This is a genomic window from Pantoea sp. DY-5 (genome assembly GCF_019795955.1).
Lineage (GTDB): Bacteria > Pseudomonadota > Gammaproteobacteria > Enterobacterales > Enterobacteriaceae > Pantoea > Pantoea leporis.
The window spans coordinates 58,899-75,545 of sequence record NZ_JAIMIE010000001.1; the positions used below are offsets into that span (position 1 = coordinate 58,899).

The following is a 16,647-nucleotide window of genomic DNA, read 5'->3' on the forward strand; positions in this document are numbered from 1 at the left end:
CAATGGGAAGAAAAGACGCGGGTTTTACGCTTACCTTCAGCGTTTAGCGGCTATCAGGCAAAGATATCGACAGCGCCGTTACCGGCCGCGCGCGCTTGAAGGGCTGCCGGGACGGCAATAGGCGTTATCTCGTTGTCACTGTCCTGGGAGAGGGTAAAGCTGCCGTGCTGTCCGTCACGACGTCCTTCCTGCTGGCCCTGATAACTCTGGCCCTGTGCGAAGGCGTCGCTGCTGACGTTACTCTGTCCCAGGTTTATTCCGCTCTCCGCCAATGCGCTACGCAGCTGAGGAAGAGCCGCTTCCAGCGCGGCCCTCACTTGGCTGTGGCTGGAAACCATATTTAACTGTGCCTGATCCTTATCAAGGGTCAGGCTGATCTGGATAGCGCCCAGATCCTGCGGATGTAGACGCAACTCGGCGTTCTGCTGCCCGTTGCGGCTAAACATCACAATCTGCTGACTCAGCGCCTGCTGCCACTCGCTGCTGCCGAGCTGCGCATTCAGCATGGGCGTCGACGGCGTGGTGCTGGTCGAAGCGGTGCTGCTTACCAACGAGCTGGTGGCGCTGAGCGGTGCGCTGGTGAATGGCGTCACCGGGTCATCACTGCTCTGCGCGGCGGCGCGCGCTTCCGGCTTACTCAGCGCATTCAGCACCTGCTTAAAACTCTCATCCAGCGTCAACCCGCTGCTGTTACTGGTGGTGGTGCTGACGCTGCTGCTCTGCGTGCTGCTGGCCGTTTGCGTTAAGAGCGTTACAGCATCGCTGGATTTCTTCTGTGCGCCATCCTGCTGCGCGTGTTCTTCTTTTACTGCACCGTCCAGGGAACCCCTTAACAGTGCGGTATTAAGCGAAGCGCGAGTGTCGGTTTTCCCTTCGCCTGCGTTGCTACTTACGCTGGTTGGGCTGGTGCGGTTCTCTACCGCCACCGGCAACATGGCGAATAACGCCTGCACATTCTGTAAGTCGCTGGCAGTTAACGAACTTGCCTCACTCTTGTCTTTATCATCGGCTGATTTCAGCGTGGCTTTAGTGTTTTCCGGCTGTAAAAGTGCGTTTAACGCATCGGGTTTCTCCAGCGCCTGTAATAACGCGCTTAGCGAAGCCTTACTGACGTCTTTTTCATCAACTTCTGCTGTCAGATCAGTCGATTGCGTGTTAACAGCTTGTTGCTTTACCAGCGTCAGCAAGCGGTTGCCGAGCTCAGTAATAAATCCCTGCGGCAGCGACTCCGCGCCCTGCAAAACATCTGATGAAACTGAAGTGTCAGCGTCTCCCAAAACCGAGGTTTGCGTAGCAACTGTTGGCAGCGTAATCATTCGCCTTTCCTCAATGCGGCCCGTTGGGCAAATTCATCCATCCGTTTCTGATCGAGACGGTTTTCTTGTCGTAATGCGTTTTCCTCAGCGCGCGTAATCAGCGTTTGATAAGCATTGAGCCGCTTATGCTTTTCACGCCAGTTGCTCAGCGCGCTGTCGAGGCGCTGATTCCACTGGGAAAGCTGTTGGCGATGCTGTTCGATGGCTTTTTCCAGCGTCTGAATAAACTGGTGATAATTGGTCCAGCGCGTGCTGGCGATGCCGCCGGACATATCCTGATTGAGCTTGTTGCGATACTCATCCTGATAATCCAGCAGCATGCTGAGTTGTTCGTCGGCCTGCTGCACACCCCGGCGCATATCGCCAAGGTGAATCACCGCACTCTCCAGTTCCTGCTCCGCCATATCGCGCAGCTTGTTGATCGCACTGGCCGTTTTCATCACTTAACCTCGTTTGGCGTTAACCGAACATCGCCTGCAGATGCAAACAGGCATCGTCATAGTCGCTGCGTTCGAAAATGCCCTGATGCAGGAAGGCTTCCATCTCGGGATAGAGCTTGATGGCGCGGTCCAGCATCGGATCGCTGCCTGCGGCATACGCACCCACACTCACCAGATCGCGGTTACGCTGGAAGCTGGAGAGCAACTGTTTGAACTGACGCACGCGCGCGTAGTGTGTCTCATCAATTAATGAGGTCATGGCGCGGCTGATTGACGCTTCGATATCAATCGCCGGATAGTGGCCGGCTTCCGCCAGACGGCGCGACAGCACGATGTGGCCGTCGAGAATGGCACGCGCCGAGTCGGCAATCGGGTCTTGCTGATCGTCGCCTTCGGTCAGCACGGTATAAAAGGCGGTGATTGAACCGCCGCCGTGCGTGCCGTTACCGGCGCGTTCCACCAGCGCCGGCAGTTTGGCGAACACCGAAGGCGGATAACCTTTGGTCGCCGGCGGCTCACCGATGGCCAGTGCGATTTCACGTTGCGCCATGGCGTAGCGGGTGAGGGAATCCATAATCAGCAGCACGTGCTGACCGCGATCGCGGAAATCTTCGGCGATACGCGTGGCGTAGGCGGCGCCCTGCATACGCAGCAGCGGCGAGACATCCGCCGGCGCGGCGATCACCACCGAACGCGCGCGGCCTTCGGCACCGAGAATGTTTTCAATGAACTCTTTAACTTCACGACCACGTTCGCCAATCAAACCCACCACGATCACGTCGGCTTTGGTGTAACGCGCCATCATGCCGAGCAGCACGCTTTTACCAACGCCGGAACCGGCGAACAGGCCCATACGTTGACCGCGACCCACGGTGAGCAGGGCGTTGATGGCGCGCACGCCGGTATCCAGCACATCTTCAATCGGCGTACGTTGCAGCGGGTTAAACGGTGCTGTGATCAGCGGGGCGCGATAGCCGGTTTCCGGCGCGGGCAAACCATCCAGCGGTTTGCCGCTGCCGTCCAGCACGCGACCCAGCAGTTCCGGGCCCAGCAGCATCTGTTTGCCGCTGTGCCCGCTGTCGCCACTGACGCGCGCATACACGCGTGCGCCTGGCAAAATGCCGTCCACTTCTTCCAGCGGCATCATCAACAGTTTCTGGCCGTTGAAGCCGACCACTTCACTTTCAACTTCAGTGATCTTGCTGCCATCGGTACGTTCAATAATGCAGGTGGCACCGAGCGGCAGTTGCAGGCCGGTAGCTTCCAGCACTAAGCCAGTGGCGCGCGTCAGGCGACCGTAGCGACGCACGGTTTGTACCTGCGAAATGCGTTCTTCGAAGGCGTCGAGCGCGCCGAGCCAGCGTGAAAGGCGTGAGGAGGTCATTACAGTGTCCCCGGAGCGGCCAGGCGGCACAGCTCCTGCCAGCGTGTTGCCACGCTCGCATCAAGGTCGCCATCTTCGGCGCTAAGCTTACAGCCGCCAGGATGCAGCGTGCTGTCGGCCAGTAAGCGCCAGCCGTGCAGATCGAGCGTGGGACCCAGCGTCTGCTCGATGCGCTGCAGATCGTCCGGATGGACGCGCAGCTGCGGTTTGCCGCTGAACATCGGTTCCTGCTGAATCAGCTGCTGGATTTGACGCAGCAGGGCGGTGCCGTCAACCTGCGTGGCCTGGCCAATCACCGTGCGCGCGGCTTCCAGCGCCAGCTGCATCAGACGTGAAGCGATTACGCTGTCGAGTGCTTCGAGCGTGTGATGGAACTCGGTCACCAGCTGCTGCATACGTGCCTGCAGCGGCGCTTGCTGCTGCTGCGCATCGGCTAAGCCTTGCTGGAAACCGGCGTCATAACCGTTCTGTTGCGCTTCGGCGAAACCTTTCTGATAGCCTTCGCTGTAGCCTTGCGTCTGCGCATCTTTGCGCATCTGCTGCTGCATGCGTTCCAGCTGTTGCTGCTGTTCCGCTTCGGCGCTCAGTTCGACATCGATCTCCGGCTCCTCTAACTGAGGTTCCGGTTCGGCACCGAACGGGCTGCCTAAATCATCAGGCTGCCAGCGCTGCCACGCGCGGGCGGAAAAGGCATCAGACATAGGTTTCCTCGCCACCACCAATCACCATCTCGCCGGATTCTGCTAGGCGGCGCACCACCAGAAGAATGGCCTTCTGCTCGTTCTCCACCGCCGACATACGTACCGGACCACGGTTGGCCAGATCGTCGCGCAGGATATCGGCCGCACGGGCGGACATGTTTTTGAGGAACTTCTCGCGCAGCGGCTGTTCGGCACCTTTCAGTGCCACCAGCAACTGTTCGGATTCCACTTCCTGCAACAGACGCTGGATGCTGCGGTCGTCCACTTCCACCAGGTTTTCGAACAGGAACATCTCGTCGATGATCTTCTGTGCCAGCTCGCCATCGAAGTCGCGTACGGCTTCGATAACCGCTTCTTCCTGCTGGGTTTTCATCAGGTTGATAATTTCTGCTGCGGTTCTCACGCCGCCCATCTTCGCGCGCTTGAGGTTGGTGCCGTCGAGCAGGCCATTCAGTACTTCGGTCAGTTCCGCCAGCGCCGCCGGCTGGACACCGCCGAAGGTGGCGATACGCAGCATCACATCGTGACGCAGACGCTCGTCGAACAGCGCCAGAATATCCGCCGCCTGGCCACGTTTGAGGTGGACAAGGATGGTGGCGATAATCTGCGGATGCTCGTCGCGAATAAGGTCGGCGGCCGCCTGTGGCTCCATGAAGTTGAGCGTTTCCATGCCGCTGGTGGTCTCGTTTTTCTCGAGAATATCTTCCAGCAGACTTGAAGCTCGCTCCTCGCCCAACGCTTTGATCAGCACCGAACGCAGATAATCGTTGGAGTTGAGGCTCAGCGCCGCAAACTGTTCGGCATCGGCTTCGAACTCGCGCAGCACTTCGGTCAGCTGTTTGTGTGAAACCTGGCGCATGTTGGCCATAGCACCACTCAGATGCTGAACCTCACGCTGGTTAAGGTGTTTGAACACCTCCGCCGCGCGCTCTTCGCCGATGGTCATCATCAGAATGGCGCTTTTTTCTGTACCGGTCAGACTCATAGTTCTTTACTCATCCATTCGCGGATAACCAGCGCGACGACGCGCGGATCGTTTTCAGACATGTCGCGGATACGCTGGCTCATCACCTCGGCGCTCATGCGGTTAGTAGATTTACGCTCCTGATCCAGCTCGTCTTTGCTGAGCTGAACGTTAAAGGCTTCTTCTTCTTCCATGGCCGCAGAGCGTGCCGCCAGCGCTTCAGCCGCTGCCTTCTCCTGCTCTTTCTTACGCACCAGCTGTGGACGTACCAGCTTGCGATAGAGGATGAAGCCAACCAACGCCACCAGCAGCCAGCGACCGGCAGTCATCAGCTGATCGAAGAACGATTGCTGCTGCCAGAATGGCAGGTCGCCACCGCTTGGCTCGGTCATGTTGAACTGAGAGTTCACCACGTTGACGCTGTCGCCACGGGTTTGTGAATAGCCCATCGCTTCACGGGTTAAATCTTCAATTTGCTTGATCTGCTGCTCGTTAAGCGCCACCGCTTTGCCTTTACCGGCGTCGCGGTAGTTCACCACCACGGCAACCGACAGGCGCTGCACATCGCCGACGTTCAGTTTGGTATGACGAATGGTGCGGTCCAGCTCGTAGTTCACCGTGTCGTTGCGCGTTGAGCTGCTCGGGCCAGTAGGTTGTGCGGTGCTGGTGGTGCTGCCGTTATTCTGCGCATTGGCGGTTTGCGCGTTGGCGTTTTGGCCGTTGGCATTATTGTTGTTATTCGTTGGCGGATTGGTCACCGGCGCGGTATTGGCTGGCGCAGGCTGATTCGACAATGCACCCGGCACGCCGCCTGGATACGGGCTGCCATTCTGTTCAGAGTTGCTGGTCTGGCGTGAACGCACGGCGGTATTGCTCGGATTGGCGTTCGGCTGATATTTCTCGTCGGTCTGCTCGCTGCGGTCGAAGTTGATCTGCGCCGTCACCTGCGCATGCACATTGCCCTGACCGACAATCGGATTCAGGATCGCTTCGATGCGCTGCTGGAAGCGCGCTTCTACTTCAGACGCATATTTCAGTTGCGCATCATTCAGGTCGCGACCTTCGCTATCGGAGCGGGTCAATAGACGACCGGCCTGATCGACAACGGTAACGTTGCCCGGCGGTAAACCGGCCACGCTGCTGGAAACCATATGCTGAATGGCCTGAATCTGGCCTTCATCTAATGCGCGGCCTGGCTGCAGGTTCAGCGTCACCGAGGCGGAAGGGGCTTTCTGCTCACGCACGAACAAGGTCGGTTTCGGCATTGCCAGATGCACGCGTACGCTCTTCACCGGACCGAGCGTTTCGATGGTGCGCGACAGTTCACCTTCCAGCGCACGCTGATAGTTGATCTGCTCGCTGAACTGGCTGATCCCGAACTTCTCTTTGTCCATCAGTTCGAAGCCGACGTTGCCGCCTTTCGGCAAGCCTTGTTGTGCCAGACGCAGACGCAGCTCATGCACTTTATCGGCGGGCACCATCAGTGCTCCACCGTTATCGGCGAACTGGTAAGGGATGTTCATTTGCGTCAGCTGCGTGACGATCGCGCCACCATCCTCATCGGAGAGGTTGTTATAAAGCACGCGATAGTCTGGCGCTTTTGCCCACAGCACCAACGCAAACACCACCGCGATAACCGCAGCAGCAGCAATAATTAAGGGAATACGCGGATTGGCGCGCAGGCGGGCGAGAAGGTCATTGAAGCCTTTCTTAGCTGTATCCTGTGTAGCGGCTGCACTCGCATTCATGACCGATTCCTGCCTGACATTATTGATCGGGTGTGGTGTTGTGGTGACAAAACGTACTCCCTGAAGACTTCTCCCCTAAAATCGGGAGAGGAGAAAAATTAAATTCCACTTAATGGCAGGCATTATTTGTTGAAAGCCGCGACATCGATGGGTGGATAAGCCGGGTTTTTTGCGGTCATTTAGCGCCTTTGTCCTATTGACAGTGTGTTAACTTTCTCATCGTGAAAATTTAATCACTTCTTTAATAGGGGTCAGGCAATGTCAATTCAGGCGATTGAGGGTGTGCTGCAGCAGCTGCAGATGACGTCTCTGCAGGCCAGCGGTAAGCAAGCGGAGTCCACTAATCAGGTCGATTTCAGTGCCACCATGAAAGCAGCACTCGACAAAATCAGCGAAACCCAGACAACGGCTCGCGCTCAGGCACAGGATTTCGAAATGGGTAAACCGGGCATCCAGTTAAATGATGTGATGGTCGATCTGCAAAAATCCTCTATTTCCATGCAGATGGGCGTGCAGGTGCGTAACAAACTGGTGTCGGCGTATACCGATATTATGAGCATGCAGGTTTAGTTTCTTTCGGGTATTTCTTTCGGGTATAGTCCAGCGCGGTAATGGTGTTATATCAGGCGGGAAGGTTGCTGCATCACAGTGAGTACACCGCCAAACGCGCTGCCTTATTTTGAGAAGAGGATTCTCACGTGAAGAAAACCCTGCTGTTTTTAATCGCTATTGTCCTGCTCACGGGATGTGACAAGGATGACGCGACTTACTACCCGCAAATGAAAAACTTTGCCTATCTGTATCAATTCGAAGCGCTGCCCGGCAAAGTCAAAACGACCCATCAAACGCTGTTTACCGCCGACGGCCAGCAGATCTTCGAAGTGAATGTCGATTTCGACCGCAACGGCTGTCCAACGCATGTTAAATCGGTGCGTAAAGACGGCGAAGTGATTGAAGTGACGCGCGACGGCAATGAATTAAAAGGCAGTGAAAACGGTCAGGACGTGGTGGTGACGCTGAATAAGAGCTGCACCATGGTGAAGAAAGTCACGCCGAGCATGACCGTGGATATTGCCTATAACAAACAGGGTTTGGTTGAGCAGATCTCATCGCCCGCCTCCGATGCAGCGTTTCACCTCGCCTATAACAGCGCCGGTGAAATGGCGGTCTTGAGTATTACCCAGGCCGGAACTGAAGTGTCGCGTGCTACCGCGGTGCGAGCAGAAGATAAGAAAAAGATCTCTGACGTGGTTACCACGGTGAAGCGTAATGACCAAATTAAAACCGTCAGCAATGTCTGCAAATATAAAAACGACATTCCCTATTATTGCGACATTATTACCGCTGACGCGGCAGGCAACGTGATTGATAAGCAGTATGGCAATATTGAGGTAACGTATTACTGATTGGTGGGGTCGCCATGCATGGCGACCAACACTATTTAATCTCAGGCCATGCAACAGCCGGGAATCCATTCAGCAGCGGATAAGCAAACAGGAAACCCTGGAACTGGCTAATGCCTGCGGCTTCCAGCCACATCCACTCTTCAGCTTGCTCGACACCTTCGGCAATCACCGCAATCTCCAGCGATGCGCAGCACTTAATGATGGCGTGCATGATCGCCTGCTTCGGTCCGCTTTTGTGCACATCGCGGATCAGCTCGCGATCGATTTTGATTTTGTCCGGCTGGAATTTTGATAACAGCGACAAGCCAGCAAAACCGGCACCAAAATCGTCCAGCGCGAGGCTGATACCTGCCGCTTTCAACTTTCTCACTTCGGCAGCAAACTCATCAGAGCGCGAAATGATCTCATTTTCGGTCACTTCGACGATCACCTGTTGCGGCACCAGCCCGCTGGCGTTGATCTCGGTAAGCAGGAATTCCACCGCGTTTGGCACCGTCACCAGTGACATCGGCAGCAGATTAATCGACAGACGATGCTCGCCAATCCCCAGTTTGCTCGCCACGCGAAAGGCCAGACGTTTCGATTTGATATCCGCGTGATAAATCGCTTCGCCGCCAAACGCGGAGAAATACTCATCGGGTGAGCCACCGTTTGGCGTGCGGATCAGCGCTTCAAACGAAGTGACGCGGCGCGCGAAGGGATCGATGATGGGTTGAAAAGCAAAGCGGCAATCCTGCAGGCTCTGATCGATACCCTCCAGATCGTTCTGCCATTCAATATCCGGAACAAATTCCCAGGTATTAGCTGGCGGGATCTCGAAGTAGTTCTCTTTGTCGCGCGCCACCACGAAGGTACGCAAAAACTGCAGCGCGCGATCTTTGTAGGTGAGCTGATAACGCGAGGTGCCTTTATCCAGCACTGCTTGCAGCACAGTGTCTTTGTCATGCTCGCGCAGATCGAACAGCTCCATGCCGACTTTGCCAAAACGGCGTTCAGGCGCGAAGTCGTGCATTAACTCCACCAGATTATGGTGGCGTGCGTCCTGACAAATACGCTTGTATATGCCCTGAACGGACTCGCGCGGTCCTTCCAGCAGCTGGAAGAAGTGCAGGCCGTCGAACAGCAGGATGCCAGTAACGTCGAAGTTTTTGTTTTTGCTATTGGCTTTAGCAACCATATCTTCGAGCGTTTTGATTGGCACGTGATCGTGCAGATGGCTGCGGTAAATAATTGTGGTGAGCATCGAGATTGTCCGGATAATTTATTATTTTGCAGCTAGATTAGCAGCCTTACCGCGGGGTCTGTCCATAGCTTCCCGCGATCAGGCTAAACTTTTTTTATTATAACAGCTTAAGCGAAGCGTCTAGCCGCTTCGGTAACGTCGCAACTCCATCAGCGTGCCGATAATTTCTAGCGCCGATTCCGCCGAATGCAGCTGCGGAAAATCATCATTCAACGCGCGCAATGTGAAGATCTGCTCATCCTGCTGTTGCGTTTGCAGGCGATAAATCCGCACTCGTGCCACGCCATCCATCAGCGCCAGCACCACATCGCCCGGCTGCGGCTGAACGTCAGGATCAAAGATCACTTTGTCACCGGGCCGGTAATCGGGCTGCATCGCCTGATCGTCTATCGTGACCGCCAGCGCGCCATCGCCCAACTGACTCTCGCTATAGAGAAAATGCGCAGCCTGCTGTTTGAGCAACAACCGTTCCTCGCTCAACCACGCTGACGCTTGCGCCAGGCTAATCAATGGCACCGCCGCAACCGGTGCGGCTTTGGCGTGGGTGGCAAACACTTCGCCATCCCCGTCGATAATCCATGCCGCGGTGCATTGCAGCCACTGCGCGAGCCGCAGCAAATTCTCGCCACGCGGTACGGTTTCCTCTTTTTCCCACTGCGATACAGCCACATGCGACACCCCAATGCTTTTGGCCAGCGCCTGCTGCGTCAATTGTAGTGCTTTACGTCGTGTCCGGATGCGCTCACCGGAAGATTCTTTTTTCATCATCTTGACATCTCCTGAAGGAACTACTTAAGTATACTTAAATTCATAAGTTAAAGTAAACTTAAATTCAGGCGTTGACCGCGAAGCTGGCAAGGGTGGTCAGCGTGCTTATGGGGCACATCCCTTGCCAGGGGTGAGAGGTGAAGCATGGAAAGTAGTTTAGTCACCAGCGTAGGTGCGTTGCTTCTCGGCGGCGGCGCAGCAGCTGTGTTCTGGAAACCGTTAATGGCGGGTATCGCCGCTATCGTCACCAGCAATCGTGCCGGTGGGGAGATCATCACCAGTTACAAAGAACAGGTGATGCTGCTCAAAGAGGGTCACGCCTTGATGCGCCAGGAAAACGATGAATTGCGCATCCGACATGACAAAAACCTGCGGCGTATCTCTTCGCTGGAAACCGATCTGCGGCTGATAAAAAACGCCCTGAGCATTTTGCTGGCCACCACGGAAGCCGAGCACAGCGAGAAGTTTCGCAGCCAGGTTAACCAACTGATTACCACTCTGGAGGAGAGTCGTGATGATGCAGATAAACAGTGAGTACGTAGTGAAAAACCATCGGCGCCAACTGTTCTTCGGCGGCTTTTTGCTGATGTTGTCGTTGATGTGCGTGGCGATGACGGTGCTATTCCTGTTCGTCAGTAACAGCGCCAATCAGCGTGTTGAAGAGATTCGACAGCAATATCGAACCATATCGGAACGACGTGAAGCACGTGTGGCGGAGCTTACCAGCCAGCTGGTGGCGCTGCAGAACAAGCTCGATGGCACCGTGAAGCACCCGGTCAGCAATCCGGCTGACAAAGGGAAACCGGCAGAAGGAGATAAGTCGCCACCTCAACCCAAGCGTTAAGGAGGGCATCATGCGAATTACCCCGTGGATTGCAGCCCGTCTTGCCCGACTGCGATCTTTATTCAGTAAGAAGGAGAGCATTATGAGCGATCAAACTGTCATCAATCCAACCAGCACCATCGCATCGTCACCAGCGGAAGATTTCGCCAACGAAGTCGCCACGCCCGTTGCTGCACCGGCGACCGCTGTAGCACCTGAAGCGACGCCTGCTGTAGTCGTAGAAGCAGCACCTGAAGTTGCGCCGGCATCGGCTACGGCACCCGAGGCGATAACCGCTGCACCCGCGCAGGTGGCGGCCACTGCCGCGCCTGAGGCGGCAACGCCTGCGCCTGCCGAGGTTGCGCCGCCCAACGAACCGGACATCGCTGCTCCCGCTGCAGCCGATGCGCCGTCAGCCGCCGCAACGGCGCAGAGCCACGACGGAACTCAGGCGTTCTCAGAAGGGGTGAAGGATTTCGTCAGAGCGTTTAGTTTTGTCGAGCAGGGCGTAATCAAACTGGGCGATGCCGCGAAGGATGAGCTGATTGATCTGGCGAGGAAGTATCTGTAATGCCTGACGACTCAGCATCGGGGACCGGGATGTCCCCTGTTTACAAACAGGTTTTAGTCACTTCCGATTATTCCTAAGGCAGCTTCGATATTTTGCACTACCTTTAATCATTCAAGCGTTATTTAAATCGTCTTAATAAGCGAAAAGGAAGATAGCATGAGTGATACAGAAACTGTAAAAACCAAAACTGAATACTTGCGTGATGTCACCTCCCAGCTTAAAGAGATGCGCCACTACGCGCAGACCAACACTGAGACGCTGTCTGCCCACTGGCTGGCGTTTGATGCGGGTGAGTACAAAGACACCGAATACGCGGGACGCTTCGACACCTTGCTGAACAAACAGGGTAAGCTGCTGGATGACATTGATGCGGCGATTCAGGATCTCGAAATCGCCATCAACCATGCTGAGCAGGAAAGCTAAGCGCCTAGCGTACTGGTGGCCTAATCGGCCACCAGCCACATTTCCGCCTCATCAAACATCTCTTCAACAATCCGCGCAACTGTTGCTTTATCGTTCTTACTCATATCAGTATCTATCGCGTTACGCTCCATCGGTTTGACGCGCACCTCAATATCGGGAAAGACGCGCTGTACACGCTTTTCCAACTCCTGCAAAATCATCTCGCGTGCACCCGGTAATCCGGCCACGTTACGCTTATCGTAAATCAACTCCACAAACATCAGGGTCGTTCCATTCATTGGATCGGGTGCGATATAGTACTGTAAATAAAAACAGGGGTAAATATGCGCCAACTGGTTATCGATATCTTATTGAAAATGGCAAAAATGGATGTGGAAGCAAAAGAGCTGGTGGCGCAGGTTGAGGCGCAGTCGTTATTGATTGCCGCGCTGCTGATTCAGGCGAAAGAGAATAACTCGTTGACTATTTCCGATACGGTGCAGGAGGCGATTGTTACCGCTTCGCGCGCATCGCAGGAATTTTTACAGTCCGATGTTGATCTGCTGCTGACCCACGTCAATCGTCTGCTGGCGGTGGCAAGTTATATCGAAGTAAAAGGGATCGAACGGGAAGGATAAGAAAAAATATTACCTCTGGAAGTGGAAATCCAGCAACACTTCCAGAGGCGGTGCAACAGCACCATTCGTTCAAGGACAATCTACGACTGACGTCGTGATGAGTAAGTTATACAAGTTTTCTCAACTTGTACAACTTTTTCCTGAACATTTTGTGTGGTTGGCGATGTATCTTTGATGCCGTTTCAGTACGTGGCCGATCACAACTCGTTTTTGATGCAGAACTCTTCCCACGTCATGCCTAAGGCTTCCGCGTGAGATTTCAGATACTTTTCAATGGCATCCGCGGCGACGGCTTTATCGGGCTCCGCCAGCTGAATGGAAAACAACATGCCATCCAGCTTCTTCTGACGCAAAAATGCGGCATAAATACGTTCTGCATGCCAGTCGCGTAACTGCGCTAATGACAGGTTCGCCAGGCGGGCATCGCTTTCGGTGAGTTCATCCAGTGCAGACTGGAAATCGGGGTGAGCGGCGAAAAACATCGTGCGCGCCTGAGCGTAATACTCTTCTGGGGTTTTCATTCGGTGTTCCTGCGTATCAACTTGCGCGCTAGTGTAACGCGCGCACGCTGCGTTGTCAGGATTCTGCTGCCGGATCGATATTCATGGCAACCAGGTGCGCATGAATGCGCACCCTACGAAACCACACTCGCCACCAATCCCGTAGGGTCGCCATTCATGGCGACCTGGCCGCACATTATTCGTAGAACATCAATGCAACTGCTGATAAATCCGCGTAACGTCATGCTGATTCTTCGCCAGCGTCTCATCCAGCGTAAGTTTACCGCTCAGCATATCCGCCAGATTCTGCCCGACGGCGTTACCCATCTGATCAAACCCGGGAATACTCACGTACTGCACGCCCTGATAAGGCACCGGATTGAGCGTCGGCTGCTCGACGGTGGCCGAATCAATCGCCGCACGCACCTGCGCGGCATACGGCGCCAGGCGCTGATAGCTCGCCTGCTGATACGTCGAATTGCGACTGCCCGGCGGCACCGCGCCCCAGCCGACGGTATCGGCCACTTGCTGGATATACTGTTTTGACGTCGCCCAGCTAATAAAGGCAATCGCCGCCTCGCGATTCGGCGTATTCGCCGGTACCGCCAGCGCCCACGACCACAACCAATTGGAGCCGTTACGCGTTATACCGCCCGGTGCAGGCGCAAAGGCCAGCTTATCGGCGACTAATGAGATCTGCGGATTCACCAGCAAACCGGCCGCCACCGTGCTGTCGATCCACATGGCGCATTTGCCTTGCGCTGTCAGGCGCAGAATCTGGCCGAAACTGTTTTTCACCGTATCCGGTGGTCCATCCTGCTTCACCACCTGCAGATAATCACCCAGCGCCTCGCGCCACTCCGGCGAGTTGAGCGTCGGCTGCCAGTTTTCATCGAACCACTGCGCGCCATAGGCATTCGCCATGGTGGTCATGAACGCTACGTTATCGCCCCAGCCAGGCTGGCCGCGCAGGCACAGACCATAAATGCCTTTCTGCGGGTCAGTCAGTTTGGCGGCGAAGTTTTTGATATCGGTCCAGTCGGGATTATCGGGCATGGTTAACCCTTTCTGCGCAAACAGATCTTTGCGGTAATAGGTCATGCTACTTTCGCCGTAGAACGGCAGGGCGTAGAGCGTCTGCTGAAACGACAGCGCTTTGCGCACTGGCGCGATGAGATCATCGCTGTCGTAATCGGCGGGCAGCTTATTGAGCGGTGCCAGCCAGCCTTTTTCACCCCACAGCGGCGCTTCATAGGTGCCAACGGTGATGACATCGAACTGCGCCTGGCCGCTGTTCATCGCCGACAGCACCGCCTGACGCAGCGCGCCATCGTCCATCACATGCCATTGCAGTTTGACGTCAGGATGCTCCTGTTCGTAGCGCGTGGCGAGCTGCTGCATGATGGTCATATCGCCGTTAGCGATGGTGGCGATATTCAGCGTGGTCGCCGCGTGGCTCAGTAGCGGCAACGCCGCCAATAGCGCGAGAAGTTTACGCATCATCTCGCTCCTTAGCGCTGCTGCAGGCGGAAGAAGGCCATCTTCTCCACCAGCAATCCGGCATGTTCGCTAACGGTCTGGCTGGCGGCGCTGGCTTCCTGCACCAGCGAGGCGTTCTGCTGCGTCGCGCCATCCATCTGAATCACTGCGGTGTTGACCTGCTCAATGCCGCTGGATTGCTGGCGGCTGGCCACGGCAATTTCACCGACAATATCCACCACGCGCGCCACGCCCTGATTGATGTCATTGAGCATTGCGCCGGAACGCTGCACCAGCGCACTGCCGGCTTCCACTTTACCCACGCTGGCATCGATTAACGCTTTGATCTCGTGGGCGGCCCCGGCGGACCGCTGCGCCAGCTGACGCACTTCGGACGCCACCACGGCAAAGCCGCGTCCCTGTTCGCCGGCGCGTGCTGCTTCAACCGCTGCGTTGAGCGCCAGCAGGTTAGTCTGGAAGGCGATCTCATCGATCACCCGGTTGATATCCGCGATGCGCTTACTGGAATATTCGATCTCCTCCATCGCGCTGACCGCATCGCGCAGCACGCTGCTGCCACGTTCGGCCTGATGACGCACGTCGGTGGCCAGTTCGTTGGCCTGTGCAGCGTTATCGGCATTATGTTTTACCGTGGCGGTCATTTGCTCCATGCTGGCGGCGGTTTGTTCCAGCGAGCTGGCCTGCGAATGGGTGCGTTCAGAGAGATCGTCATTGCCATCGGCCATCTGACGCGCCGCATCACTCAGCGCAGTGGCGCTTTCGCCCACGTCGCGCACGATCTCCGCCAGACGCACATCCATGCGCAGCAGCGACTGCATCAGTTCGCCCATCTCATCGCGTGAAACGCTGCCGATATCGTGGTTCAGTTCACCGGCTGCAATCGATTCGGCCAGCTCGCGCGCCTGAGCAATCGAGCGGTTGATCGAGCGGATCAGCAGCCAGCCGAACACCAGCGCCACGCTCAGCCCGACCAGCAATATGATAATCAGGCTGTTACGCGCCAGCTGGTAATCGCTGTTGCTCTGCTGATAGGTGAGTTCCGCATGCTGGCGCATTAACGCATCAAGCTGATCGATGTCCTGTTGCAGCAGCTGACTGCCGCTGCGCAGGCGGGTTTCAATCACCACCAGCGCGCCGGACGGGTTGCCGCCCTTAAGCAGTTCACCGGCATCTTTCAGCGCGGTTTGCCAGCCGTCGAGATGGGTGATGAATTGCTGGCTGAGGGGTTTGGTTTGCGCATCAAACGACAGCTGCTGCCAGGTTTGGCGGTCTTTGGCTATCTGCTCGCCGTACTGCGCGATGCGCGCCAGACGTTTCTCCACTTCGCTGCTGTCGGTCCAGTAGCGCAGGGCATCGAACAGGGTCGCGGATTGTTCCTGCACCATGCGATACAGGCGGGATGAATATTGCAGCGGTAACAGCTCATTCTGGTAGGCATTTTGCGCCCGTTGGTCGGCGGCGCGCAGGCCGATGATTCCCCAGATGGCGGCAACAATCAGTAAAATGCACAGCAGGCCAACAATCGATGTCAGACGCGCGCGAAGGGTCAATCGCATAACGGGATTCTCCGTAACGAAGGTGAGTGTGTAATCGGTCATTATTGTTTTTACAGGCACTTTTAACTCCAGAAGAGTTATCGGCGCAGAAGTGAGCAGCTTGAGGAAAATCATGCGGCGCGCAGTAGATACCTTGCGCAACCTGCGGGAAAAATTATAACGTAGCCGCCATTGATGCGAGTGTAGGGACCGAGAATGAAAAAGTGGATGATAGTGGCCGCGCTGGCGCTGAGTGGCTGTGCGCAGATCAGCAATTATGACCAGGCGGTGAAAACCCCGGCACCGCTGGAGCTGCAGGGCAACTGGCAAACCGTGGTGCCGCAAAGCAAGCTGATCAGCAAGCAAGCGATGGGCAGCCTGATTATTGGTGCCGAGGGCGACACGCTGGATTGCCGTCAGTGGCAGCGCGTGATTGCCAAACCGGGCAAATTAACGCGTCTGGGCGATGACTGGGTTAACGTGACGCGCCAGGTGCGCGTGATGCCGCTGGTGCTGGAGAACGGTGAGCTGCGTTACGATGGGTTGAGACTGCGTAAAGTGGATCGTCCAACCGTTGAGTGCCAGCAGGCGCTGGAAGAAGTGGCGAAACGTCCGAACGAGGCGGTGATTCAGGATATCGAGCCAGAGATTATGCGCCCGGTTTCTGTGTCGTCTGCATCCGCACAGTAATTCCCAGGTCGCCATAAA

At 56.0% G+C, this 16,647-nt stretch carries 20 protein-coding genes; 8 read left to right on the forward strand and 12 right to left on the reverse strand.

Translation table 11 applies throughout. The annotated features are described in order from the left end of the window. Positions 1-53: 53 nt before the first annotated feature. Genes K5Y30_RS00305 through fliF form a run of 6 tightly spaced genes read right to left on the reverse strand, consistent with a single transcriptional unit; the run spans position 54 to position 6,553 of the window. Positions 54-1,316, reverse strand: a complete 1,263-nt coding sequence (locus K5Y30_RS00305) for a flagellar hook-length control protein FliK (protein WP_222210244.1) — start codon at positions 1,314-1,316, stop codon at positions 54-56. Continuing rightward, positions 1,313-1,756, reverse strand: coding sequence for a flagellar export protein FliJ (fliJ, locus tag K5Y30_RS00310; RefSeq protein WP_064739112.1), 444 nt, complete (start codon positions 1,754-1,756; stop codon positions 1,313-1,315). The genes K5Y30_RS00305 and fliJ overlap by 4 nt, the downstream gene beginning before the upstream one ends. A 19-nt stretch (positions 1,757-1,775) precedes the next feature. After that, on the reverse strand, positions 1,776-3,140 hold the full coding sequence (gene fliI / locus K5Y30_RS00315; RefSeq protein WP_008105395.1) for a flagellar protein export ATPase FliI: 1,365 nt from the start codon (positions 3,138-3,140) through the stop codon (positions 1,776-1,778). Further along, positions 3,140-3,841 (reverse strand): flagellar assembly protein FliH, encoded by a 702-nt coding sequence (gene fliH / locus K5Y30_RS00320; RefSeq protein ID WP_137386041.1) that lies wholly within the window; start codon positions 3,839-3,841, stop codon positions 3,140-3,142. The genes fliI and fliH overlap by 1 nt, the downstream gene beginning before the upstream one ends. Beyond that, positions 3,834-4,826 (reverse strand): flagellar motor switch protein FliG, encoded by a 993-nt coding sequence (gene fliG, locus K5Y30_RS00325; RefSeq protein WP_101763955.1) that lies wholly within the window; start codon positions 4,824-4,826, stop codon positions 3,834-3,836. Before fliG ends, fliH begins: the two co-directional genes overlap by 8 nt. Next, positions 4,823-6,553: a flagellar basal-body MS-ring/collar protein FliF gene (fliF, locus tag K5Y30_RS00330; RefSeq protein WP_222210245.1), complete on the reverse strand. Its 1,731-nt coding sequence runs from the start codon at positions 6,551-6,553 to the stop codon at positions 4,823-4,825. Before fliF ends, fliG begins: the two co-directional genes overlap by 4 nt. A gap of 258 nt (positions 6,554-6,811) precedes the next feature. Between fliF and fliE the strand changes: the two genes are divergently transcribed. Both fliE and K5Y30_RS00340 read left to right on the forward strand, forming a co-directional pair. Then, on the forward strand, positions 6,812-7,123 hold the full coding sequence (fliE, locus tag K5Y30_RS00335) for a flagellar hook-basal body complex protein FliE (protein ID WP_008105389.1): 312 nt from the start codon (positions 6,812-6,814) through the stop codon (positions 7,121-7,123). 128 nt (positions 7,124-7,251) lie between these two features. Next, positions 7,252-7,959 (forward strand): YnfC family lipoprotein, encoded by a 708-nt coding sequence (locus K5Y30_RS00340; protein ID WP_222210246.1) that lies wholly within the window; start codon positions 7,252-7,254, stop codon positions 7,957-7,959. Positions 7,960-7,990: 31 nt separating this feature from the next. On the opposite strand, the gene K5Y30_RS00345 is transcribed toward K5Y30_RS00340, so the two are convergent. Further along, on the reverse strand, positions 7,991-9,202 hold the full coding sequence (locus K5Y30_RS00345; protein WP_192411597.1) for a diguanylate phosphodiesterase: 1,212 nt from the start codon (positions 9,200-9,202) through the stop codon (positions 7,991-7,993). Between the two features lie 120 nt (positions 9,203-9,322). After that, a complete protein-coding gene (locus K5Y30_RS00350) occupies positions 9,323-9,970 on the reverse strand; it encodes a S24 family peptidase (RefSeq protein ID WP_222210247.1) in 648 nt (215 codons plus the stop codon). A 144-nt stretch (positions 9,971-10,114) separates the two neighbouring features. Here K5Y30_RS00350 and K5Y30_RS00355 point away from each other — a divergent pair, with 144 nt between their 5' ends. From K5Y30_RS00355 to K5Y30_RS00370, 4 genes are all read left to right on the forward strand, one after another. Then, positions 10,115-10,504: a hypothetical protein gene (locus tag K5Y30_RS00355; RefSeq protein WP_110866415.1), complete on the forward strand. Its 390-nt coding sequence runs from the start codon at positions 10,115-10,117 to the stop codon at positions 10,502-10,504. Continuing rightward, positions 10,485-10,814: a hypothetical protein gene (locus tag K5Y30_RS00360; RefSeq protein WP_192233531.1), complete on the forward strand. Its 330-nt coding sequence runs from the start codon at positions 10,485-10,487 to the stop codon at positions 10,812-10,814. The genes K5Y30_RS00355 and K5Y30_RS00360 overlap by 20 nt, the downstream gene beginning before the upstream one ends. An 82-nt stretch (positions 10,815-10,896) precedes the next feature. Beyond that, complete coding sequence (locus tag K5Y30_RS00365; RefSeq protein WP_222182765.1) at positions 10,897-11,364, forward strand: hypothetical protein; 468 nt, start codon at positions 10,897-10,899, stop codon at positions 11,362-11,364. 156 nt (positions 11,365-11,520) lie between these two features. Beyond that, positions 11,521-11,787, forward strand: a complete 267-nt coding sequence (locus K5Y30_RS00370) for a hypothetical protein (protein WP_110866413.1) — start codon at positions 11,521-11,523, stop codon at positions 11,785-11,787. 20 nt (positions 11,788-11,807) lie between these two features. Here the strand turns inward: K5Y30_RS00370 and K5Y30_RS00375 are convergent, their stop codons facing one another. Beyond that, a complete protein-coding gene (locus K5Y30_RS00375) occupies positions 11,808-12,047 on the reverse strand; it encodes a DinI-like family protein (RefSeq protein ID WP_101764035.1) in 240 nt (79 codons plus the stop codon). 63 nt (positions 12,048-12,110) lie between these two features. Here K5Y30_RS00375 and iraP point away from each other — a divergent pair, with 63 nt between their 5' ends. Then, the gene (iraP, locus tag K5Y30_RS00380) at positions 12,111-12,404 is read left to right on the forward strand and encodes an anti-adapter protein IraP (RefSeq protein WP_061717593.1); all 294 of its coding nucleotides are present in this window, start codon (positions 12,111-12,113) and stop codon (positions 12,402-12,404) included. Between the two features lie 197 nt (positions 12,405-12,601). Here the strand turns inward: iraP and K5Y30_RS00385 are convergent, their stop codons facing one another. The 3 genes from K5Y30_RS00385 to K5Y30_RS00395 form a co-directional block, all read right to left on the reverse strand. Then, positions 12,602-12,925 carry a DUF6388 family protein gene (locus K5Y30_RS00385; RefSeq protein WP_222210248.1) on the reverse strand — a complete coding sequence of 108 codons (324 nt, stop codon included), beginning with the start codon at positions 12,923-12,925 and terminating at the stop codon, positions 12,602-12,604. Positions 12,926-13,114: 189 nt separating this feature from the next. After that, the gene (locus K5Y30_RS00390) at positions 13,115-14,407 is read right to left on the reverse strand and encodes a sugar ABC transporter substrate-binding protein (RefSeq protein ID WP_255606546.1); all 1,293 of its coding nucleotides are present in this window, start codon (positions 14,405-14,407) and stop codon (positions 13,115-13,117) included. A gap of 8 nt (positions 14,408-14,415) precedes the next feature. Beyond that, positions 14,416-15,960 carry a methyl-accepting chemotaxis protein gene (locus K5Y30_RS00395; RefSeq protein WP_222210249.1) on the reverse strand — a complete coding sequence of 515 codons (1,545 nt, stop codon included), beginning with the start codon at positions 15,958-15,960 and terminating at the stop codon, positions 14,416-14,418. Positions 15,961-16,155: 195 nt separating this feature from the next. Between K5Y30_RS00395 and yedD the strand changes: the two genes are divergently transcribed. Further along, a complete protein-coding gene (gene yedD, locus K5Y30_RS00400) occupies positions 16,156-16,629 on the forward strand; it encodes a lipoprotein YedD (protein ID WP_222210250.1) in 474 nt (157 codons plus the stop codon). The last annotated feature ends 18 nt before the right edge of the window (positions 16,630-16,647 follow it).